The sequence below is a fragment of the Anoxynatronum buryatiense genome (assembly GCF_900182905.1).
Taxonomy (GTDB): Bacteria; Bacillota; Clostridia; order Peptostreptococcales; family Tindalliaceae; genus Anoxynatronum; species Anoxynatronum buryatiense.
The window spans coordinates 182,984-204,026 of record NZ_FXUF01000004.1 but is presented as its reverse complement, the minus strand read 5'-3'; the positions used below and the strand labels follow the sequence as shown (position 1 = coordinate 204,026).

The 21,043-nt window shown below is 51.1% G+C and carries 21 protein-coding genes and 1 riboswitch; of the genes, 8 read left to right on the top strand and 13 right to left on the bottom strand.

The window, feature by feature from the left end; genetic code table 11:
* Positions 1 to 67: 67 nt before the first annotated feature.
* The 13 genes from QOL74_RS07580 to QOL74_RS07520 all read right to left on the bottom strand — a co-directional run bounded on the left by QOL74_RS07580 (position 68) and on the right by QOL74_RS07520 (position 12,534).
* Complete coding sequence (locus tag QOL74_RS07580; protein ID WP_283408852.1) at positions 68 to 1,207, bottom strand: MFS transporter; 1,140 nt, start codon at positions 1,205 to 1,207, stop codon at positions 68 to 70.
* Positions 1,204 to 2,094 (bottom strand): F0F1 ATP synthase subunit gamma, encoded by an 891-nt coding sequence (locus tag QOL74_RS07575; RefSeq protein ID WP_283408851.1) that lies wholly within the window; start codon positions 2,092 to 2,094, stop codon positions 1,204 to 1,206. The genes QOL74_RS07580 and QOL74_RS07575 overlap by 4 nt, the downstream gene beginning before the upstream one ends.
* A complete protein-coding gene (locus QOL74_RS07570; protein WP_283408850.1) occupies positions 2,072 to 3,607 on the bottom strand; it encodes an alternate F1F0 ATPase, F1 subunit alpha in 1,536 nt (511 codons plus the stop codon). Before QOL74_RS07570 ends, QOL74_RS07575 begins: the two co-directional genes overlap by 23 nt.
* 45 nt (positions 3,608 to 3,652) lie before the next feature.
* A complete protein-coding gene (locus QOL74_RS07565) occupies positions 3,653 to 4,408 on the bottom strand; it encodes a F0F1 ATP synthase subunit delta (RefSeq protein WP_283408849.1) in 756 nt (251 codons plus the stop codon).
* Between the two features lie 6 nt (positions 4,409 to 4,414).
* On the bottom strand, positions 4,415 to 4,681 hold the full coding sequence (locus QOL74_RS07560) for a F0F1 ATP synthase subunit C (RefSeq protein ID WP_283408848.1): 267 nt from the start codon (positions 4,679 to 4,681) through the stop codon (positions 4,415 to 4,417).
* 56 nt (positions 4,682 to 4,737) lie between these two features.
* The gene (locus QOL74_RS07555) at positions 4,738 to 5,433 is read right to left on the bottom strand and encodes a F0F1 ATP synthase subunit A (protein WP_283408847.1); all 696 of its coding nucleotides are present in this window, start codon (positions 5,431 to 5,433) and stop codon (positions 4,738 to 4,740) included.
* 4 nt (positions 5,434 to 5,437) lie between these two features.
* A complete protein-coding gene (locus QOL74_RS07550; RefSeq protein ID WP_283408846.1) occupies positions 5,438 to 5,713 on the bottom strand; it encodes an ATP synthase subunit I in 276 nt (91 codons plus the stop codon).
* Between the two features lie 50 nt (positions 5,714 to 5,763).
* Positions 5,764 to 6,060, bottom strand: coding sequence for an AtpZ/AtpI family protein (locus tag QOL74_RS07545; RefSeq protein ID WP_283408845.1), 297 nt, complete (start codon positions 6,058 to 6,060; stop codon positions 5,764 to 5,766).
* A 12-nt stretch (positions 6,061 to 6,072) separates the two neighbouring features.
* Positions 6,073 to 6,453: a F0F1 ATP synthase subunit epsilon gene (locus QOL74_RS07540; RefSeq protein WP_283408844.1), complete on the bottom strand. Its 381-nt coding sequence runs from the start codon at positions 6,451 to 6,453 to the stop codon at positions 6,073 to 6,075.
* Positions 6,443 to 7,852 carry a F0F1 ATP synthase subunit beta gene (gene atpD / locus QOL74_RS07535; RefSeq protein ID WP_283408843.1) on the bottom strand — a complete coding sequence of 470 codons (1,410 nt, stop codon included), beginning with the start codon at positions 7,850 to 7,852 and terminating at the stop codon, positions 6,443 to 6,445. Before atpD ends, QOL74_RS07540 begins: the two co-directional genes overlap by 11 nt.
* A 336-nt stretch (positions 7,853 to 8,188) precedes the next feature.
* Entirely contained in the window at positions 8,189 to 9,736 is a 1,548-nt protein-coding gene (locus QOL74_RS07530; protein WP_283408842.1) for a glycine betaine uptake BCCT transporter, read from the bottom strand.
* Between the two features lie 132 nt (positions 9,737 to 9,868).
* Entirely contained in the window at positions 9,869 to 11,194 is a 1,326-nt protein-coding gene (locus QOL74_RS07525) for a glycine/betaine/sarcosine/D-proline family reductase selenoprotein B (RefSeq protein ID WP_283408841.1), read from the bottom strand.
* A gap of 14 nt (positions 11,195 to 11,208) precedes the next feature.
* Positions 11,209 to 12,534, bottom strand: a complete 1,326-nt coding sequence (locus QOL74_RS07520; protein WP_283408840.1) for a glycine/sarcosine/betaine reductase component B subunit — start codon at positions 12,532 to 12,534, stop codon at positions 11,209 to 11,211.
* A 366-nt stretch (positions 12,535 to 12,900) separates the two neighbouring features.
* On the opposite strand from QOL74_RS07520, the gene QOL74_RS07515 reads away from it, so the two are divergent.
* The 8 genes from QOL74_RS07515 to grdC all read left to right on the top strand — a co-directional run bounded on the left by QOL74_RS07515 (position 12,901) and on the right by grdC (position 21,042).
* On the top strand, positions 12,901 to 13,542 hold the full coding sequence (locus QOL74_RS07515; RefSeq protein ID WP_283408839.1) for a TetR/AcrR family transcriptional regulator: 642 nt from the start codon (positions 12,901 to 12,903) through the stop codon (positions 13,540 to 13,542).
* Between the two features lie 191 nt (positions 13,543 to 13,733).
* A riboswitch (glycine riboswitch) is annotated at positions 13,734 to 13,835 on the top strand.
* Positions 13,836 to 14,073: 238 nt separating this feature from the next.
* Positions 14,074 to 14,496: a GrdX family protein gene (locus QOL74_RS07510; protein ID WP_283408838.1), complete on the top strand. Its 423-nt coding sequence runs from the start codon at positions 14,074 to 14,076 to the stop codon at positions 14,494 to 14,496.
* A 115-nt stretch (positions 14,497 to 14,611) separates the two neighbouring features.
* Entirely contained in the window at positions 14,612 to 15,898 is a 1,287-nt protein-coding gene (locus tag QOL74_RS07505) for a glycine/sarcosine/betaine reductase component B subunit (RefSeq protein ID WP_283408837.1), read from the top strand.
* A 24-nt stretch (positions 15,899 to 15,922) separates the two neighbouring features.
* Complete coding sequence (grdB, locus tag QOL74_RS07500) at positions 15,923 to 17,230, top strand: glycine reductase complex selenoprotein B (RefSeq protein WP_283408836.1); 1,308 nt, start codon at positions 15,923 to 15,925, stop codon at positions 17,228 to 17,230.
* Between the two features lie 292 nt (positions 17,231 to 17,522).
* A complete protein-coding gene (gene trxB, locus QOL74_RS07495) occupies positions 17,523 to 18,470 on the top strand; it encodes a thioredoxin-disulfide reductase (protein ID WP_283408835.1) in 948 nt (315 codons plus the stop codon).
* Positions 18,471 to 18,554: 84 nt separating this feature from the next.
* Complete coding sequence (gene trxA, locus QOL74_RS07490; protein ID WP_283408834.1) at positions 18,555 to 18,875, top strand: thioredoxin TrxA; 321 nt, start codon at positions 18,555 to 18,557, stop codon at positions 18,873 to 18,875.
* A 74-nt stretch (positions 18,876 to 18,949) separates the two neighbouring features.
* Positions 18,950 to 19,420 carry a glycine/sarcosine/betaine reductase complex selenoprotein A gene (grdA, locus tag QOL74_RS07485; protein WP_283408833.1) on the top strand — a complete coding sequence of 157 codons (471 nt, stop codon included), beginning with the start codon at positions 18,950 to 18,952 and terminating at the stop codon, positions 19,418 to 19,420.
* 83 nt (positions 19,421 to 19,503) lie between these two features.
* Positions 19,504 to 21,042, top strand: a complete 1,539-nt coding sequence (grdC, locus tag QOL74_RS07480) for a glycine/sarcosine/betaine reductase complex component C subunit beta (RefSeq protein WP_283408832.1) — start codon at positions 19,504 to 19,506, stop codon at positions 21,040 to 21,042.
* Position 21,043: the final 1 nt, after the last annotated feature.

The window sequence follows — 21,043 nt, the reverse complement described above, 5'->3', positions numbered from 1 at the left end:
TATCGAAAGGGAGGCAACTGATGAATTCAGCTGCCTCCCTTTCAGTTGAGCCACCAAGAATCATGCCTTAATGGCTGCCACCCGGTTCCATTGAAGCAAAATCATTACCAATATGAGAAAGGGGAACAGCCGAAGCCCCCACTGAGACATGGCAACGCCCATCATGGGTGGAATCACGGCCACTCCCACATAAGCTGCGGCAAGCTGATACCCAATGAGTGTTTGGGAAATCTGTGTCCCAAAACGAATGGGGGTTTCGTGGACCATGGCAGGAAAAACAGGGGCGAATCCAACCCCTATCAGCAAAAATGCCGCCATGGGCAAGATTCCTGATATCAGCATGATCGCGCCACTGCCGGATACGGCAAACCCCCCATTTTATCAGTTGACTGTTGTTCAGTTTAAATGAGATCCCACCTGCCAGTAGTCGGCCAAAGGTGATGCCTCCATAGTAAAGGGCCACCACCTGTGCCGCCCGCTCAAGGGAGATTCCATGGAACTGTAACAAATAGCTGGCACCCCATAATCCCATGGCATATTCCCCGCCACAGTAAAAAAGAAACACCAGCATGGCATTCGGTGCGCCTTTGGTTCTGAAAACCTCCCGGGCCGCAAGAGCTCTGGCAGGTTTTTTATCCTCAAATTCCATTCTGTCCTGGTGTTTTCGCCACAGGGGAAGGGAAACCAGCAACAATGCTGCCAGTGCAAACTGAATGTAGGCAATGGTACGGAAACCGGCCCGCCAGGATTGAGTTTGCATCAGTACCGCTGACATGACAAGGGGACCCGCCGTGGCACCAATGCCCCAGCAGGCATGAAGCCAGTTCATATGATGTGCCCTGAAATGCGTCGCCACAAAATGGTTCAGTGCTGTATCCACAGATCCGGCGCCAAACCCCAGGGGTACTGCCAGAAAAATGATCCACCCATAATGGGGCGCCACACCAAATCCCAAGAGCGCTGCCGCTGTGAGAAAGGTGCTGAAAAAAGCAATTTTTCCTTCGCCAAAAGCAGCAATGAGTCTGCCGCTGAGTAAACTGCTTGCCACAGTTCCAATGGTTGTCACGGTGGCAATCAAACCGCCTGCCTTTAAATCCATCACCCATTCAGTACGAATTAAGGGCCAGGCCACACCAAAAACAGCATCGGGTAATCCCAGAGAAATAAAAGCCATGTAAATGACCATCAATAAGATGACTGTTATCATGTGCCGTTTAACGCCTCCTGCTCCTTGGACTTCTTAATGGCCTTAAAGCCCGAGATCACATCATTGACTTCTTCAGTAATCTGATTCTGACGCTGCCGGCGGTACTTGGCATTTAGTTCCGTCAGCCTTTCATCAATGTTTTTTTCCGCTGCCTGCATGGAAGCTAACCGGCTGGCGTTTTCCGAAGCCAGGGAATAACAAAAGGCCCGGTAAAGGCTGATAAAAAAATACTGATGGATCAAATGAGAAAGCAGATTCTTCTTACTGACAAAATAAGTGGGCAGCGCGTTGGACTGCCAGTCCGCCTTGTTTTTAGCCAGTTCTTCCAGGTCAATGGGAAAAAGCAGTTCCGTTTCTTCGGTAAAGGAGGCGGCATCCTGAGGTTTGTTGTAGTACAGTAAAATGCGGCCAATGGTCTTGCTTTCCCGAATTTCATCAATGGCCAGAAGAAGTCGCTGCACCATGGAAGTAATCCCTTCTTCCGTCTGGGGAACAGGCAAAACCACGTCCACCTTAAACCCTTTTTCCAGCCGGTTAATGACTTGCTGCCCAACCACAAGGATCACATCTTCATTTGCCGGTGTGATCTTTTCCTGTGCAAAGGCAACGATGCGTTCATTAAACCTTCCCACCAACCCATGATCTGACCCAAAAAGAACATGTATGTCACTGCCTTTCACCTCCTGCCGGTGATCTTTTGTTTCTTCGCCGGTGGTGATGACGACGTACAGCGCTCGGTCCAGCACATGCCGATAAGCCATGGAAGCCGCAGCCGCATTCTGAAACTGGGTAATCACAGAAGATGCGTGGGCTTTCATGGTGGAAACAATGGATTGAAGGCTTTCAGCCGAATTGATACTGCGTTTAATCGATTGCAGGTTTTCCATCTGCCTCATCCCACTCCTCTTTCAACCTGTCGCTGACTCGCTGCAGAAAGCTTTCCTTGACATTTTCGTCCAGACGTTCCTCTTCCATCAGCTGTTTGCGAAAGGTTTCATCTTCCCGCACCAGGGTCTGGATCATTCTTTCCGCCTGGCTAATTTTATCCACCGGCACACTGTCCAGGGTGCCGGATGTGACCGCCATGAGAATGCCGATCTGTTCCGTCACCTCAATGGGCTGGTATTGGGGCTGGTTCAGCACCGCCCGGATTCGCTTACCCCTCTCCAGGATTCGCTTGGTGCTTTCGTCCAATCGAGTACCGAAACTGGCAAAAGTTTCCAGCTCTTCAAACTGGGAATAGGTCAACTTCAGGGCACTGGTAATCTGGCGGTAAGCCGGTACCTGGGTCTTGCCACCCACCCGGGAAACAGAAGTGCCAATTTTCACTGCCGGCAGGTTCCCTTTTTGGTACAGCTTGGGAGAAAGTGCAATTTGGCCGTCGGTGATGGAAATCAGGTTGGTGGGAATGTAGGCAGACAGGTTTTCTGCCTGGGTTTCAATGATGGGCAGTGCTGTCAAACTTCCACCGCCAAAGGCTGGTTTTAAATGTGTGGAACGTTCCAACAGCCGGGAATGGATATAGAAGATATCGCCAGGATAAGCTTCCCGGCCGGGAGGCCGTTCCAACAGCAATGACAGTTCCCGGTATGCCCGGGCGTGCCGTGTCAGGTCATCATAAATAATCAGCACATCTCTCCCCTTCTCCATAAAATACTCTCCCAGAGAAGTGGCGGCATACGGAGCAATAAAAGAAACTCCCGGGGCCGATTCTGAACCAGCCACCATAACCACGGTATAGCCCATGGCATCATGTTCTTTCAATACCTCAATCACCTTGGCCACGGCGGTGATTTGCTGCCCGATGGCGCAATAGATGCAAATCACATCTGCCTCACGCTGGTTAATGATAGTGTCAACAGCAATGGCGGTTTTTCCGGTTTGCCGGTCGCCCAGAATCAGTTCCCGCTGGCCTTTCCCGATGGGCACCACCGAATCGATCACCTTCAGGCCGGTTTGCAGGGGCTTGTTCACCGGTGCCCGGTGCATGATGGGAGGCGCCTCCCGTTCGATGGGCATCCGCCGGTCCGTTTCAATGGGGCCCAGATCGTCCAAGGGTTCTCCCAGGGGACTGATGACCCGGCCCAACACGTCCTGTGACGCGGGAATATCTGCCACCTGGTAACTTCGTGTCACCCTGTCGCCTGATTGAATGTGCTTATATTCCCCCAGTAGAATCACACCAACAGAACGGAAATCCAGGTTAAAGGCCATTCCCATGGTATCTCCAGGAAACTTGATAAGCTCCTGGTTTTTCACAGCCTTTAGCCCTTTGATCACGGCAATGCCATTATCAATGGACATCACCGTACCGCTTTCTTCCACATCTTCTTTGCCCAGCTGTTGATCCACAGCTGCGTCGATGGTTTCTTCCAATAGGGAAAGTTGTTTTATCAGCATGGGTTAACCACCTTACCTGTCTAATGAATCTGACGTCAGCCTGGTTTAGGCCGTCCGTTTTTCAATGAGTTGCTGGACGTTCTTTTCTGCTTCCTCCAGATACTTGCGCACATTGGTATGCACTGTCAATGTTTCAAGTTTCAGTTCATACCCCTGAATCAGTGCTTCATCAACTTCATAGGCGATTTCCTTGTAGGTGCCCACTTTCTCTTTAAGCATCTTTTCCAGGGATTCTTTTTGCTGCTCCGACAGCTCTTCTGAACTGATAAGGATGATACACTCTTCTTTGGATGCCATGTCTTCCCTCAGAATGTCTTCGTCCAATGCCGCCACTTTTGCCATAAATGAATCATACACCTTTGCACTGAGTTTTTCTTTTGAAAAGGATCCCAGAATATGTTCAGCAATTTTAACGGCATTATGCCCCAGCGAAGCCCGCAGGTCCTGGATAAACCGTTCCTGCTCTTCTTCCACTTCTTTCATATAGTCGCTGCGTTTTTGCTCCGCTTCTTCCTTGTAGGCAGCAATCAGTTCCTCTTTCTTCTCCTCTGCCTGTTGTTTCGCCATTTCCAACTGTTTGTCTTTCTCTTTTTCCAACTCTGCCAAGTTGTTGTGGTAGGTTTCAATTAATTCATCTGCCTTTTTCATCTTCTCATCAGATTTTGTCTGGTTGTCCCGTATTCGCTGCTGCCGGTCGTCCATGGCTTTGATCACAGGTTTATAGAACAGTTTTTGCAACAAAAAGAGAAGAATGAAAAAGTTGATCATTTGGGCGATGATTTCAAACCAGTTAATATTCATAACGGCCTACCCTGTTATTAAATTCCAGAATGGATTGGCGAAAAGCAAAATCATTGAAACCACAAAGCAGTAAATGGCAGTTGATTCAATCATGGCAAGGCCTACAAAAAGTGTTCTTGAAATGGTATTGGCTTCATCTGGCTGTTGGGCAATTGACGCCAGTGCCTGGGCAACGGCTTTTCCCTGTCCTAAAGCGGGCGCAATTGAACCAATGGCAATGGTCATTCCGGCGATCACAATTGACGTCATTCCGATGACACTCACAGAATCCATTCGACAACCTCCTCGTTTAATGTTCGCTGTTTTTACTTACTGTTCATTGTTCGCTGTTATTGTTCACTGTCGACCTGCTTTTTTCCTTTTTTCTTTTTTGTGGCAGAACCAATGTAGACAATGGCCAGGATGGCAAATATATAGGCTTGTATCACCCCGGTAAGCAGCCCCAGCACCTGCATGACCACGGGAAAGAACAGGGGAATAACCCCCAGCAGAATAACCGCGATGATGCTGGCACTCATCACATTCCCGTAGAGACGAATGGCCAGGGACAGGGTGCGGGTGATTTCACTGATGATATTGAAAGGAAGCATGATCACCGTTGGCTTAATGTATTCCTTCAGATACCCTTTAATCCCCTGGCTGGCAATTCCGAATGTGGGAACTGCCAAAAAGACGCACAGTGCCAGGGCGATGGTGGTGTTAAGGGAACCGGTAGGAGCGATGAACCCCGGCACCACCGACAGGATGTTGGCTGCCAGAATAAAGATGAACAGGGTGCCAATAAAAGGCAGGTACGGCCCCGGGTCCTGGCGACTCACTTCATAGATCTGTTTTTTGATGGTTATGATCAGGGCTTCCAGAATGTTTTGCCCCTGGCTGATTTCCGGGCCAGGCTTCACATTTCGGGTAATCAGGTAAGACCCCACCGCCAATACACACATGGTGATCCAGGTAAACACCAGCGTGGCTGAGATGGTCACAAACCGCCACTGAAAATAAATAATATCGCTGGGATCAAGGTTCATTACATCACTCCCTTTCGGTTGGTGCAGGGGGATTCTGCCGCACCCTGGCAATCATCACAAACTTTACCAGCATAACCCCCACCACCGCCGCCAGCAGGTTTTTAATGTCTCCTGCCATGAGAAAATAAAGGCCAGTCAACAGAACCGCCATACGCACCAACATACTGGCCACCATCAGAAGGCCTGGGTGATTCACTGTTGGCAGTTGATTCACACTCCAATAGAGGCCGCCAAAAAAAATCAGGCCCAGCCCCATACCTCCTAAAAAACCCAGGATCAATTCATCCGCCTCCTCTTACTCTCCAGACGCCCTTTAAGCTGCATCCACCTTTACTCTTCTCCGCTCTTTTCTTTCACCCAGTGCCAGGCATTGAAACAACCGGCCAAAATACCGGCAAACAACAGGGTGAGTGTCCAGGAAAACCCTGTGGGGAAGCGATTGTCCAGGTATGCACCTGCTGCAACCCCCATCAGGGTGGGAATGGCAATGGACCAGCCCACAATACCGAACACGCCCAAGCCAAACATGATGTCGTCTTTTTCTGTTTTGGCTTTTATTTTTTTCGCCGCGTCCGACTGGATCTTGTGCTTCATTTTTTCTTCCGGAGAAAGTTTTTTCTTGTCCAAAGCGCCACCTCTTTATGATTCGATTTCCATAAAACGTCTGATGGTATCGGTTTCCAGTTTAACCAGCGCTTCCCTGGCCTTTTTTTCCTTTTCATCCTGTTTCTGAACGCTTTCCATCAAGGATTCATGCAGTTTTTCAAGAGATTCGCCTTTGACGGCCTGAAAAGTGGAGACAACCACTGCGTCTCCTTCTTTCACCAGGGTTCCCTGTTGAATGGCATAGTATTCATCTTGGTTGTTTTTCGTCAACGTCAGGATGCCAGGCTGCAGACTCCATACCACATCAATGTGTTTGGGTAAAACCTGAAAACTGCCTTCGGTGCCAGGGGCAGTGATTTTATCCACCGGCTGGTCCAACATCGTACGATAAGGCAGCACCAGCTTAATGTTCATGGCCTTTTGTCCGCTCCCTTCGTTTTTCATCTGCCTCATCAATGGTGCCAATCATGTAAAAATCACTTTCAACATAGTCGCTGTATTCATCATTGAGAATCTTTTCGCAGCCCGTCAGGGTATCTTCCAGTTCCACCAGTTTCCCCTTCATTCCGGTAAACTGCTCAGTGGTGAAAAAAGGCTGGGTTAAAAACCGTTCCAGCAGCCTGGCCCGATTCACAATGTTTCGGTCCTCTTGGGACAGTTCTTCGATGCCCAGCATGGCAATGATGTCTTTCAGGTCTTCATAGGAAGCCAGGGTTCGTTTGATTTCCTGTGCAATGAGATAATGCCTTTCTCCCACAATGGACTTGCTCAGCATGGTGGACGATGATTCAAGGGGGCTGATGGCAGGATACAACCCTTCACTGGCTCTTTTTCGGGACAGCACCACCGAAGCGGAAAGATGGGAAAAAGTGTGGGTGGCAGAGGGGTCGGTGAAATCATCTGCCGGTACATACACCGCCTGAATGGAGGTGATGGACCCGGAACGGGTGCTGGAAATCCGTTCCTGAAGTTCCGCCAGTTCAGTGGCCAGGGTTGGCTGATACCCCACCCGTGATGGCATTTTGCCCATGAGACCCGACACTTCAGACCCCGCCTGGACAAACCGGAAAATATTGTCAATGAGCAGGAGAATATCTTTTTTTTCTTCATCCCGCAGGTATTCAGCCATGGTGAGTGCTGCATGACCCACCCGGAAACGGGCGCCGGGGGGTTCGTTCATCTGCCCGAAAATAAGCACCGCATTTTCGTAAACGCCGGCATCGATCATTTCCCGGTACAACTCTTCCGCTTCCCGGGAACGCTCGCCGATACCGCAAAAAACACTGTACCCTTTTGTTTTTTTAGCTGTATTGTTGATCAATTCCGTAATAAGAACGGTTTTGCCCACGCCTGCCCCACCAAAAAGACCGGCTTTGCCGCCTTTGGCCAGGGGGGTCAACAGGTCAATCACCTTGATTCCGGTGAGAAACAGTTCATCTGAAGGAACCCGTTTGGAAAAGGGCACCGGTTTCTGGTGAATGGACCGGCGGGGAATATCATCACCCATCACGTCGTCTCCGTCTAACCGGTTTCCGAACAAGTCAAACATTTTTCCCAGGGTTTCAATACCTACGGGCACAGTGACAGGCCCCTCTGTGTCGATCACCTCATCTCCCCGGGAAATACCGGCTGTAAAGGTGAGGGCAATGGCTTTCACTGTGACATCGTTGACGTATGCGTTTACCTCCATGATGATCTTCTGGTTTTCACCTGTTACCAGCTTGTTGTTCATACCTGGCAAACAGTCTTTGAAGACGACTTCAATCACGCTGCCCCGTATGGATTTAATGGTGCCCACATTTTGTTCCGCCATTAAAAAACGCTCCTATTCCTGTCTTTCGTATCTTTGGTATATTTCATGTGAAGTACTCAGTGACTACCTACCCGATAACCCTATTCCTAATCGAATAAAGCACCCACCCTCTAAATCACAACCTGAGGTGAGTGCTTACTGCGTGGCAAAGATGACCGCGGGACCTTCACCCGGGATGACTGCTGCACATTTCAGCAGCACCCGATAAGACATCAAAAAGAACGGCACCCGTCGCGGGTGCCGTCTGTCTTTATCTTGGTTACATATGTGAAAAGAATGCATCAAATCGAATTCATTCATACCGTCAGTCTGTCACACAGTTATGCTGCTAAACCACTATTCTGCTGTTTGTGGCTCTCCTTCGGCTATTGCCATCTCCGGCTCTAAAATCACCGGTTCTCCTGTCACCATGAGGTCATCTTCCTTCAGGGCTTTCAGCATGGAATAGCAGGCCGCCAGCATCACAAAGCAGAAGGGGAAAGCCGCTGCAATGGAGGCAATTTGCAGGGTTGCCAGACCGCCGGCCACCATGAGGGATACCGCCACACCGGACATGACCAGTCCCCAGAGGATTTTCTTGCTGTTGGATGGGTTCAGGTCTCCGCCGGAGCTGAACATACCCAGTACAAAGGTGGCAGAGTTGGCGGAGGTGATAAAGAAGGTACCCAGCAGGAAGGTGGCCACCAGTGAAACGATGGTTCCCAGCGGGTAATTGCTCAGCACCACAAAGAGAGCCGTTTCCGTCACTGCTGCTGCTTCTGTGGCAATTTCCAGTCCCAGATTCAGACCCATGCCGCCAAACACAGCAAACCAGACAAAGGAGCCCAGGGCCGGTGCCACGATGACACCAAGAACAAATTCACGGATGGTACGGCCCTTGGAAATCCGGGCAATAAAAGTGCCGACAAACGGTGCCCAGGCAATCCACCAAGCCCAGTAAAAGACGGTCCACCAACCGATCCAGGTGTTATCGCCAAAGGGATTCAAGAAAAAGCTGTCGTTGAGAAATCCGCTGAGGTACCGGCCAAAGCCGCCCACCAGGGTGTTGATGATGGCCACGGTTGGTCCAACAATGATGGCCAGCACCAGCATGAGGATGGCGGCCTTCAGGTTAATGTCCCCCAACAGGGCAATGCCTTTTTCAATACCCGCCACAGCTGTCCAGATAAAGATCACTGTCACCACGGCCACAATGATGATTTGAACCATCAATGTGTTGGGAATGCCAAACATGAAGTTCAGTCCGCCGTTGATCTGCATGGCACCCAGACCCAGAGAAGTGGCCACACCGGCCACAGTGGCGAAAATCGCCAGAATATCAATGGTTTTGCCAATGGGCCCCTGCACACCCTTCTCACCGATGAGCGGGGTGAAGATACTGCTGATGAGCCCCGGGGCACCTTTTCGGTACTGGAAATATCCCAGTGCCATGGCCAGCACCGCATAGTTGGCCCAGGGATGGAATCCCCAGTGAAGGAAAGAAATGCGCATGGCAAAGTTGGCTGCCTCTGAGGTTCCTGCTTCCACCCCGATGGGTGAAATGAAATGATTCAGAGGTTCTGCCGCTCCCCAGAAAACCAGTCCGATGCCCATACCGGCACCAAAGAGCATGGCAAACCAGGAAGCAGTTGAAAATTCAGGCTTGGAATCATCCGGCCCCAGTTTGATGGCCCCGTATTTACTGAAGGCCAGGTACACACTGAAGAGCACAAAGATAAACATGGAAATCATGTACAGCCAGCTGAAATTGTTCACCAGGAAGTTAAATGTGCCATTGGCCACGTTTCCGAAATTGCCGGGGGCAAAAATACCCCAGGCAACGATGGCCAGGGAAATGACAAGGGAAATGATAAAGACGTCGTTGGAAACTTTTTTACCGTTCATTGAGCAGACACTCCTTTACACACAGATTCAACAGAGCCGCTAATCAGAAAAACATTGACCCGGCAGCGGGTCACCGTTGGCTTCAGCCGCTGCCATGGTCAATCATCAGGCGGGCAGCAGTCCCGCCCTGATTTAGATCTTGGTTTTAAAAAGGGTTGGCTCGCTGATCTCAGCGGTTAAAGCGTCCAGGGCGACGCCCACCCGGTGGTAACGGAGTTTGTACTGTTCTTCTTTCGGTGTGGCAGGGTCTCCCAGCGGATAAGGAATGGAGATGGTGGGAACCATTTTGTTCACGCCCACACTCTTGGCAACAGGAATCAGGTTGGCCATGAGCACAATGGGAATGCCTGCTTTTTCAATTTCTCTTAGCATCGTTGCACCGCAACGAGTACAAGTACCTCAGGTAGCTACAAGGAGCACGCCGTCAACGCCGGACTCCTTCAGTTCTGCCGCAATTTCACGCCCCATGCGGGCAGCTTCTTTTTGGGTGGTGCCGGTGCCCACAGTGGAGTAGAAATAATGGAACATTTTTTTGATTTTGCCTTCTTTTTCATACTGGCGCATGGCGTCCAGAGGAACAATGACATCCGGGTCGGCATTGGCCGCCATGGGGTCAAAGCCCGCATGAATGGTCTGGTATTCGCCGGCCTTCAGGTCGTCCATGCCGGAAACATCATACTTGCCCCACTTGGTGGCAGAAGCAGATTGAATGCGGTCGGGGTTGCCAACGGGCACAATGCCGCCGGAGGTGACAATGGCAATGGTGGCTTCCGACAGCTTGTCAGGCGCAACCGGGGGTGCCACAGGCACCAGGTCGGTGACAGGCACCGGCAGTTCTGTTTCATAAGCCTCACCATTGATTTTCTTCAACAGCATATCAATGACACGCTCAGTGGCAGGCACCGGTGGGTTGAGGAAGTACTGCTTCCGTTTACCCCGGCCAAAGTAGCCTTCTTCTTTGGCAGAAGTGATTTCTTCTCCCCGGGCCAGCTTTTGGGCAAACTGTGCCATGGCCTTCAGGTCGTTTCTCATGGCAGCCGCACTGGCACCACCCCTGAAAATGAACATGTCTTTACGGAACATTTCCACTCCCGGATTCTCTTCGTCCATGGAGGTGATCACCACAGCGTCGGGAAACATTTGCTGCACGGCACGTCCTGCATGACCGCAGGCTGCCCCGTAACGCCCGGCACGAAAGGCGGGCCCGGCAAAGAAAAAGTCTACTTCTTTATCTTTCAGGAAATCCTTGATCATGTCAATGGCTTCTTCCTGACGGGAACCCATGAAGTTATCGCCGCAGATAATGGTATGCGTGACCTGTATGTCGTCACCCAGCTGTTTGTCCAGTTCCATGGCGGGCCCCACAAGGCCTTCCCGGATTTCAGGGGTGTGGTCGGCCATGTCTTCGCCGCCCACCTGGCCGAAAAACTGATTCAGGTATAAAATCGCTTTTTTCACTGTTGACACACCTCCTAATACTCAACCATTGTTTTGGTTGACCAGCCAACAATCTGGTCCCCGCAGAACATGGCGTTGTTTTCCATGATAATGGATCCGTCTTCCCGTACTGAAGCGCCCAGAATGGCGTCGTTATCCCAGCCGCCGGAGAGACCGTCGCGGGCCAGGGATTCCAGTTCGCCAATAACCACCGGCATGGGGGGCAGCTGAATGAGCTCCGACACATTGCCTGTGGAAACCATGGCAGTTGCCAGGGCATCCATGGAAACCAGGGGCTGTGACGCGCCGTCACGACCGGTACACTCATTGGAGAGGCCAACGGTTTTGATGCCGGCTTTTTCCAGTGCCACCAGGCAGCCGGTGTAGTCGGCATCCGGGTTGCCGTAACCTTCTTCGGCAACAACCGCCGCATCGGCTCCCAGATTCTTGGCCATGGAAGCCACAAAGAGCATGGCCCGTTCTTTTTGTTCCAGTGCCACGTTCAGGTTGGACATGATCACACCCAGGAAGTTGATGGTTTTGCCATGTTCCTGGTAGAGACGCTTGATCATGGGGTAGTTTTGGAAATCATAGGTGGCCCATTTGGAGGAGCAGGGCATGAAGGAACCGGAAATGATGCAGCCGTCCAGCACTTCATTGGGATGCATGAAGGTGGGCAGCATCCGGTTGGCATCCCAGCCATATACCAGATCGTTGTAGCCCAGTTCTTCCATTTGTGACTGGGGCTGAAGCACCATCACCACTTTGGGCAGTTTGTTTTCGCCGTCGGTGCGCTTGGTGACCGGCGCCAGTTCAAAGGTTTCCACTTCTTCAGGTGTCTGGTCGGCCACGGTTTTACCCAGATATTCCGCCAGTTTCATACCGGCCCACCGCAGGGCACGGTTCTTTTTCTGCTGTTCCCGCTGTTCAAGCACTTCATTGGTGTCGGCCACCAGGCAGACATTCATCAACTGGGAGAAGTAGCTGTATTTGGCACCTTCGCCTCCCATGTCAATCAGTCCATCCTGAAAGCCGCCCCAGTGTTTGCCCACTGCCAGCACACTCATGTTTTTCAGTGCCAGGGTGCGACCGTTGCCAGCCTGCATCAGATCGCCGGTGACCCCGGGGAACACCGGACCGCCGCCTACCCGGAAACGAGGTTCGATGGCTTCTTTCACAGGAACAATGCGTACCATGTCACCAGGCTTCACAATCACCAGGTCTGCTTCTGTGATCCGTTCATCTTCCCGCACCATTTCCAGTGCTTCTTCCTTGTTAATGGTCAGCACTCCGTCGGCAAACCGGGTTTCACTGCCAAAAACAATGTCCTTGACGTAAAAATGACCCAACTCCAGTTTCATTGACTTGACACTCCTTCCTTCCGTGAAAACGTTTCGTTTCTCACTTTGATAAAAGAATATCATAACCGTATTGATTTTGTAAATACGTTTATTGATTAATCTTGATTATTTTTTTGAATTTTTCCGTCGATTTCTTTCATCATCTGCAAACAGCGGCTCCATTACTTTCCCGTACATTTTTGAGACCTTCTCATTTCCTGTTTTTTTATCGAAGCATCACGGCGATCCCTTTTTCTCTCTTTCTTGCTTCTTGCAGAATCTGTTGATATAATGAATAAACATTGAGCAAGAAGCACACAAATAAATGAAAACGTGGTGAAAAATGTGATTCGACCTGATAAGAAAACGATACAAAAGCGGCGCATCATGAGCTATTTCATTGAGGCCGCCACCCAAATCATTGATGAAGAAGGGCTGGACGCCGTCACCATCCGAAAGGTCGCCGACATCGCCGGGTATAACAGTGCCACCCTGTACAATTATTTCGATAACCTGGACCACCTCATCTTTTTTGCACTGCTCAAACACTTTAAAATATATGTGATTCATCTGAGTGACTACATTAAGGACGCTGATAACGCACTGAAAAAGTACTTTCTCATCTGGGAGTTCTTCTGTTATCATTCCTTCCAGGATCCACGGGTTTATCACACCCTCTTTTTCAAGCAATTCAACCAGCCTCTGCGGGACATGATGCAGGAATACTACGCCCTCTTCCCCGAAGAACTGGAAGATCTGCCTGAAGAACTGGAACCCATGCTGCTGAACCAGGATCTGACGCTTCGCAACCTGGCCCTTCTCCAAAACTGCGTCAGGGAAGGCTTTTTGCGTGAGGATGATCTGGAAGAATTAAATGAAATGACTCTGCTCATTTATGAAAGCATGCTGCAGCATCTTCTCACCGAACGGGTGGAATACACCCCCAAGGAAGCCACCCGGCGCACACTGAAATACATTCGCATGGCCATGAAGGTATTCAATAACTGTGTGGATACTCTTGGCGTGTAAGCTTCTTTGGTATTGATGACTCCATGTATTGATGACTCCATCAAGCGGTTCTAATCTTCTCTCAGGCTTCTTTTGATATTTTTTTGACAAATTGCTTTATTTGCTATTGTCTTCTATAGAAAAACATAATATAATGATAGCGAAAAGACATCATTCAACCTTAACTGGTTAACAACTTCATCAAAAGCTGGATGACGTATGCGGGAGAGAGTCCGTTCAGGGCCGCCGAAGGTAAAAGCTAACTTCATAAAAGAGTTAGTGAATTTCTCAGGCAAAAGGACCGTATATCGACAGCGCTCTGGAAAGCGCAAGCACCGAAGGAGCAAGTCCTGGCAGCAGCATCGCCGGGAAGAACCTCTCAGGTCCCACAACAGAGATCAACATGACAGCTGTGTTCATGATTGACTCTGTTTTTTTGTTGTCTCATGATTTCTCAGTTAAGGGCTGTCGGATGTTTCAGAAAGATGCTTCATGGTTACAGAACTGCATGACTGCGTGACCGCATGACAGATGTTTAAAGGAGGGAATGCCATGATGGTCGTCACCAACAATCCCCTGGTACGAGAACGTTTGCCTGAAGAAATGAACCTTCTGTGGGTGGATGGCGGCTATGAAGATGTGATTGTGGCCGTTCGCAACCGGGTACACCGGGGTCACCGGCTTCTCACACACCCCCTGGCCGGGAGTGTGAAGCCCTATGAAACCCCCTACCGAACCATCTTTCTCTCTGACGAGGCCACCGACCTGCACCATCCATCACTCAGTGTGCTGGAGCAGGCCATGGCATTACTCAACGCTTTTAAAGGAAAGGCAGGCGGGCTCAATTCATTGCGCACCTACCGTGATGAGCACCTGCCCGACCTGCAGCTGGTGGATTATGGTTTAGTTGAAACGGTGATTCAGCAGCAACCCACCATGCATCAGTCACTTGAGCAGTTACTGCGGGAAGAGTGAAGAAAGCCGGCAGAAACCACCATGAACCAGGCGGAAACACGCAGGAATCAGGCAGGAAAGAAGAAAGTCTCACGAGTTATCAGCGAAAGAAGAATGATGAAAGGGGAGAAACAGTATGAAACTTGAACTTGGCAAGGTATTCATTGAAGATGTCCAGTTTGGAGAAAGCACCCATCTGGACGGCCGCATTCTGGTCATTGACCATGCGGAACTGCTGGAAGCCGTCAGCGGCGACGAGCATCTGTGGAAGATCCGGGTGGATCTGGCTCATCCCGGAGAGTCTGTTCGCATCACCCCGGTGAAAGATGTCATCGAACCCCGGGTAAAGGTGAAAGGTCATGGGGGTATTTTCCCAGGCATGCTGTCGAAAGTTGACACAGTTGGAAACGGCCGTACCCATGCCATGAAAAATGTGGCCGTGGTCACTGCCGGTAAAGTGGTGGGTTTCCAGGAGGGCATCATCGACATGTCAGGCATTGGTGCCGACTATACCCCCTTCTCCAAAACCCATAACGTGGTCATTACCGCCGAACCCAAAGCCGGCATCAAGCCCCATGATCACGAAGCTGCCCTGCGCACCCTTGGCCTGAAAGCCGCCGCCTATCTGGGTCAGGCCGTAAAAGATGTGGAGCCGGATGAGATCAAAACCTACGAAACCCTGGCACCCCGGGAAGCCGCCCAACTGTACCCTGAACTGCCCCGGGTTGGCTATGTGTACATGCTTCAAACCCAGGGACTCCTCCATGACACCTATGTCTATGGTGTGGATGCCAAAAAAATCGTTCCCACCATCATGTACCCCACTGAAATCATGGACGGCGCCATTGTCAGCGGCAACTGCGTTTCTGCCTGCGACAAGAACCCCACCTATGTGCATCTGAACAATCCCATTATCGAAGACCTGTATGAAGAGCATGGCAAAACCCTGAACTTCATGGGTGTCATCATCACCAACGAAAACGTGACCCTGGCCGACAAAGAGCGTTCCTCCAACTGGACAGCCAAACTCACCGAATTTCTCGGCCTTGACGGCGCCATTGTTTCTCAGGAGGGCTTCGGAAATCCGGATACCGACCTGATCATGAACTGCCGGAAGATCGAAGAAAAAGGGATTAAAACCGTTATTGTCACCGACGAATATGCCGGCCGTGACGGTGCATCCCAGTCTTTGGCAGATGCAGACCCCAAAGCCAATGCAGTCATCACCAACGGCAACGCCAACGAAGTGATCGTACTGCCTCCCATGAACCGGCTAATCGGTACCACTGCCTATGTAGATTCATGCGCAGGCGGCTTCGACGGCAGCCTTCGTTCTGACGGCAGTATTGAAGTGGAGATTCAAGCCATCACTGGCGCCACCAACGAAACCGGCTTTGTGCACTTGTCCGCCGACGCTTACTAAACCTTTTGGAAAGGATGGATCAATATGGCAAAGAAAAAAGTCGTGCATTATTTGAACCAGTTTTTTGCCGGCATCGGCGGCGAAGAAAAAGCCGACATGCCGCCTGAATTGCGTGAAGGCGTCATCGGACCCGGAATGGCACTAAACACCGCCCTGGGTGAAGAGGCCGAAATTGTCGCCACCATTGTATGCGGCGACTCCTACTTCAATGAAAACCCGGAGATCTCCAAGCAAAAAATTCTTGAAATGATCAAACCCTTTGAGCCTGACCTGTTTCTGGCTGGCCCCGCTTTCAACGCCGGTCGTTACGGCGTGGCCTGCGCCACAGTGGCCTGGCTGGTGCAGGAGGAACTGAAGATTCCCGCCCTCACCGGTATGTACATTGAAAACCCGGGAGCCGATTTGTTCCGCAAGGCCGTTTACATTGTGGAAACCGGCAACTCTGCTGCCACCATGCGCAAAGCTGTCCCCGGAATGGTGAGCCTGGCAAAGAAACTGCTTCATGGCGAACCCATTGGGCTGCCTGCTGAAGAAGGCTACATTCCCCGAGGCATTCGCCGTAACGTCTTCAAAGAAGAACGCGGTTCCCGCCGGGCTGTGAACATGCTGCTGGCGAAACTGAAGGGAGACGACTATCAGACTGAATATGCCATGCCCGATTTCGACCGGGTACCCCCCGCTGATGCTGTGGGTGACCTGAGTCATCTGAAAATCGCATTGGTGACCTCCGGCGGCATTGTTCCCAAAACCAACCCTGACCGGGTGGAGTCCTCCAGCGCTTCCAAGTTTGGCAAGTATTCCATCGAAGGCGTTGAAGACCTGACCGCCGAAGAATATGAAACTGCCCACGGCGGGTACGACCCGGTATATGCCAACGAAGATCCTGATCGGGTAATGCCTCTGGACGTACTGCGTGACATGGAGCGGGAAGGCATCATCGGCCACATTCATGAGTTTTTCTACAGCACCGTTGGAAATGGAACATCCGTTGGCAACTCTCGTGCCTTCGGTATCAGAATTGGAAAGGAACTGAGGGAAGCCGGTGTGGATGCCGTTCTTCTCACCTCCACCTGAGGTACCTGCACTCGTTGCGGCGCAACGATGGTAAAAGAGATTGAGCGTTTTGGCCTTCCCGTGGTTCATGTATGCACCGTAGTACCCATTTCCATGACAGTGGGCGCCAACCGGATCGTTCCGGCAGTTGCCATTCCCCACCCCTTCGGTAATCCTGCCCTGGATGTCAAGGAAGAAAAAGCCCTGCGACGCAAGCTGGTTGAAAAAGCCATGAAGGCCCTGCAGACAGAAATTGAAACTCAAACTGTTATTGAATAATCTGATGGAATCACACATCTTTGCGTGAATCACGTGATTCTTTGGGTAACATGGAAATAGAGCATCATCGGCGGAAAACAGCCATTTGAAAGCGGCATTCCAAAACAGCATGCCAAAGCATGATACTGTCTTCTTGCCCTTTCCGAAAAGCAATCCAAAAGATTTTGATAAATTAATCACGATTATTTCGTGATTGTGTTTACACCTTTATTGCCCTATGCTATAATGGCATCAAAAGATTCAATGCACGGCTGTTTTCCGCCATCAGAAACCCTTGTAAGGAGGCAAATTCATGGAAAATGTGTATGACGTGGTCATCATCGGTGCCGGCCCAGCCGGTCTTTCGGCAGCTCTCTATGCCGGCCGCGCCAAGATGAAGACCCTTGTGCTGGAAGGCACAAAGGTGGGTGGTCAGATTGCCATCACCAGCGAAGTGGCCAACTACCCCGGTTCCATTCACGATGCCACCGGTCCCACCCTCACCGCCCGTATGGTGGAACAGGCTGACGAGTTCGGTGCAGAACGGGTGAAAGACACCGCCGTATCGGTTGACTTCACAGGTAAAGTCAAGATCATTAAAGGCGAAAAAGGCACTTATCACAGCAAAAGCATCATCATTGCCACCGGAGCCACCCCCCGGGTGATTGGCTGCCCTGGAGAAGTGGAACTCACCGGCAAAGGCGTCTCCTACTGTGCCACCTGTGATGCCGATTTCTTCCAGGATTTGGAAGTGTTCGTGGTGGGAGGCGGCGACACCGCTGTTGAAGAAGCCATTTACCTCACCAAATTTGCTAAAAAAGTCACCATAGTCCATCGCCGGGAAGAGCTCCGGGCTGCCAAATCCATTCAGGAGATGGCTTTCAATAATCCCAAAATCGACTTCATGTGGAACAGTGTGATTGTGGATATTAAAGGAGACGGCATCGTTGAATCCGCCGTTTTTCATAACCGGGTAACCGGTGAAACCACTGAAATTCACGCTGATGAAGAAGACGGCACCTTTGGCATTTTCGTGTTCGTGGGCTACGATCCGGTGAGCCAGGTATTCAAGGGTTGTATCAACACCGACGAATCCGGCTACATCATCACCGATTCTCAGATGAACACCAATGCGGATGGTGTTTTCGCCGCCGGCGATATTCGGGTGAAAACCCTGCGCCAGGTTATCACTGCCGCCGCAGACGGAGCCATTGCCGCCGTCGAAGCTGAAAAATACATTACCCACGCTTTCAAGGAATAGTCGCTGACTCATATTCAAAGACTCCTGTTCAAAATGAGCAACAAACCGATTCAACCCATGTGATTCAACGGAGGAGGTGAAACCATGTTAGCACTTGACAAGGATACGTTTCAGGCAGAAGTGCTGGAAGCCGAAGGTTTTGTACTGGTAGACTACTGGAGCGACGGCTGCGAGCCCTGCAAGGCCCTTTTGCCAGACATTGAAGTATTGGCAGAAGCTTACGGTGACAAAGTGAAGTTCACCAAGCTGAACACCACTGGTGCCCGTCGTCTGGCCATTTCTCAAAAGGTTCTCGGACTGCCCACCATCACCCTTTACAAAGATGGTGCCAAGGTTGCAGAGGTAACCAAGGAAGAAGCCACCAAAGCCAGTATCGAAAAAATGATTCAGGATCATGCCCTGTAACAGCAACGCCAATCCTCATCGGGATTGATGCATAGCAGCAACCAAACCACTAAAAAAAAGAAAGGATGGTCATAATGAGCTTGTTAGATGGTAAAAAAGTCATCATTATTGGTGACCGTGATGGTATTCCCGCACCAGCAATGGTGGAATGCCTGAAAGACACCGGCGCTGAAGTGGTCTTCTCTTCCACTGAATGCTTCGTCTGAACCGCCGCCGGTGCCATGGACCTGGAAAACCAGAATCGTGTGAAAACCCTGACTGAAAAATACGGAGCGGAGAATATGTTAATTCTCCTGGGAGCCGCCGAAGCAGAATCTGCCGGTCTGGCTGCCGAAACCGTTACCAATGGGGATCCCACATTCGCAGGTCCTTTGGCTGGAGTCCAGTTGGGACTCAAGGTATACCACGCAGTAGAACCTGAATTTAAGGACGCTGTCAATCCCGACGTGTATGATGAGCAGGTTGGCATGATGGAAATGGTGCTGGATGTTGACGGCATCGTTGAAGAAATGAACAACATTCGCAGCGAGTTCTGCAAGTACTAGTCACAGGCCTCACAGGCAGTGACACACAACAAGGGTGATGGCAACCATCACCCTTTTTTTTGAAGAAAATGGAGGTGGACAAATTGAGTTTTCCTGTCATCAAAGGAACCGGCTATGTGCTGGTTCATACACCGGATATCATGCATCACCATGGCACCACCCAGAGTCTTGAACGGGCTGCACACCCAGACTCCGAATACCTGAAGTCCCTCAATGATCATACCCGATCCTACGAAGACGTGGTGGCATACGCCCCCAACCAGACCTACATTGGCAACCTGCATCCTGAAGAACTGCGAAATGTTCCCACACCCTGGTTCCAAAACGGCCTGGAGAACGCCCAACGGGTGGGTACTTTCGGTGAAATCATGCCCCAGGACGAGTTTTATGGCCTGATGAAAATTTCTGATGCCTTTGATCTGGTCAGTCTTGAGGAAGGCTTTTTGAAAAAAGCAAAGGAAAAGCTGGAAGCCCATCCCCTTTTCAAAGAAGATGTGGCCAAAATGGGCAGCGGCGACACCCTGGCAGACGTGGAGCGCTTCATTAAAGATCACCATGCCGATCCCCTGTTTCACGAAGGTCACCTGGTGGGCTGCGTGAAGCGGGCCCATGACGTGGATGTCAGCCTGACAGCCCACATCATTTTCGAAAACCTGGTATCCAAGGCATCCGGCGTGTTGGCCATGAAACACCTGGTGGACAAAACCGGTCTTGACGTGAACAGCATCGACTATGTGATTGAATGCTCCGAAGAAGCCTGCGGCGACATGAACCAGCGGGGCGGCGGCAACTTCGCCAAAGCCATTGCCGAAGTGGTGGGGGCTGTCAACGCCACCGGTTCTGACCTACGTGCCTTCTGCGCCGCACCCACCCACGCCCTCATCGAAGCTGCCGCACTGGTAAAGGCAGGGGTTTATGAGAACGTTGTCGTGGTGGCCGGTGGTGCCACAGCCAAGCTGGGTATGAACGGAAAAGACCACGTGAAAAAAGAGATGCCCCTGCTGGAAGATGTGGTGGGTGGTTTTGCCGTGCTGGTTTCCCAGAACGACGGCGTGAACCCGGTGATTCGTACTGATCTCATCGGTCGTCATACCGTGGGCACCGGTTCTTCACCCCAGGCGGTGATCACCAGCCTCATCACTGCTCCCCTTGATAAGGGTGGTCTAAAAATCATCGACATCGACAAATACTCCGTGGAAATGCAGAACCCGGATATCACCAAGCCTGCCGGCGCCGGCGATGTACCGGAAGCCAACTACAAAATGATCGGCGCTTTGGGTGTGAAGCGGGGTGATCTGGAACGGGCAGACCTGGCCGCCTTCGTGACCAAGCACGGCATGCCCGGCTGGGCTCCCACCCAGGGGCATATCCCCTCCGGTATCCCCTATGTGGGCTATGCTCAACAAGACCTGACCACTGGCGACCTGAACAAAACCATGATCGTTGGCAAGGGAAGCCTCTTCCTGGCCCGTATGACCAACCTCTTCGATGGCGTTTCAGTGGTGCTGGAACGCAACTCCGGCGAAGTGGAAGCTCCCGGCACCGGCGTCTCCAAAAACGAAATCAAGGAAATGATCGTCGAAGCCATGAAAGAACTGGCCGCTCAACTGATGAAGGAATAGG

Coding starts and splice junctions, on each gene's coding strand:
- QOL74_RS07580 (WP_283408852.1), bottom strand. CDS start 1,207: ATGATAACAGTCATCTTATTGATGGTCATTTACATGGCTTTTATTTCT.
- QOL74_RS07575 (WP_283408851.1), bottom strand. CDS start 2,094: ATGGAAAACCTGCAATCGATTAAACGCAGTATCAATTCGGCTGAAAGC.
- QOL74_RS07570 (WP_283408850.1), bottom strand. CDS start 3,607: ATGCTGATAAAACAACTTTCCCTATTGGAAGAAACCATCGACGCAGCT.
- QOL74_RS07565 (WP_283408849.1), bottom strand. CDS start 4,408: ATGAATATTAACTGGTTTGAAATCATCGCCCAAATGATCAACTTTTTC.
- QOL74_RS07560 (WP_283408848.1), bottom strand. CDS start 4,681: ATGGATTCTGTGAGTGTCATCGGAATGACGTCAATTGTGATCGCCGGA.
- QOL74_RS07555 (WP_283408847.1), bottom strand. CDS start 5,433: ATGAACCTTGATCCCAGCGATATTATTTATTTTCAGTGGCGGTTTGTG.
- QOL74_RS07540 (WP_283408844.1), bottom strand. CDS start 6,453: ATGAACATTAAGCTGGTGCTGCCTTATCGTACGATGTTGGACCAGCCG.
- atpD (WP_283408843.1), bottom strand. CDS start 7,852: ATGGCGGAACAAAATGTGGGCACCATTAAATCCATACGGGGCAGCGTG.
- QOL74_RS07530 (WP_283408842.1), bottom strand. CDS start 9,736: ATGAACGGTAAAAAAGTTTCCAACGACGTCTTTATCATTTCCCTTGTC.
- QOL74_RS07520 (WP_283408840.1), bottom strand. CDS start 12,534: ATGAAACTGGAGTTGGGTCATTTTTACGTCAAGGACATTGTTTTTGGC.
- QOL74_RS07515 (WP_283408839.1), top strand. CDS start 12,901: ATGAGCTATTTCATTGAGGCCGCCACCCAAATCATTGATGAAGAAGGG.
- QOL74_RS07510 (WP_283408838.1), top strand. CDS start 14,074: ATGATGGTCGTCACCAACAATCCCCTGGTACGAGAACGTTTGCCTGAA.
- QOL74_RS07505 (WP_283408837.1), top strand. CDS start 14,612: ATGAAACTTGAACTTGGCAAGGTATTCATTGAAGATGTCCAGTTTGGA.
- trxB (WP_283408835.1), top strand. CDS start 17,523: ATGGAAAATGTGTATGACGTGGTCATCATCGGTGCCGGCCCAGCCGGT.
- trxA (WP_283408834.1), top strand. CDS start 18,555: ATGTTAGCACTTGACAAGGATACGTTTCAGGCAGAAGTGCTGGAAGCC.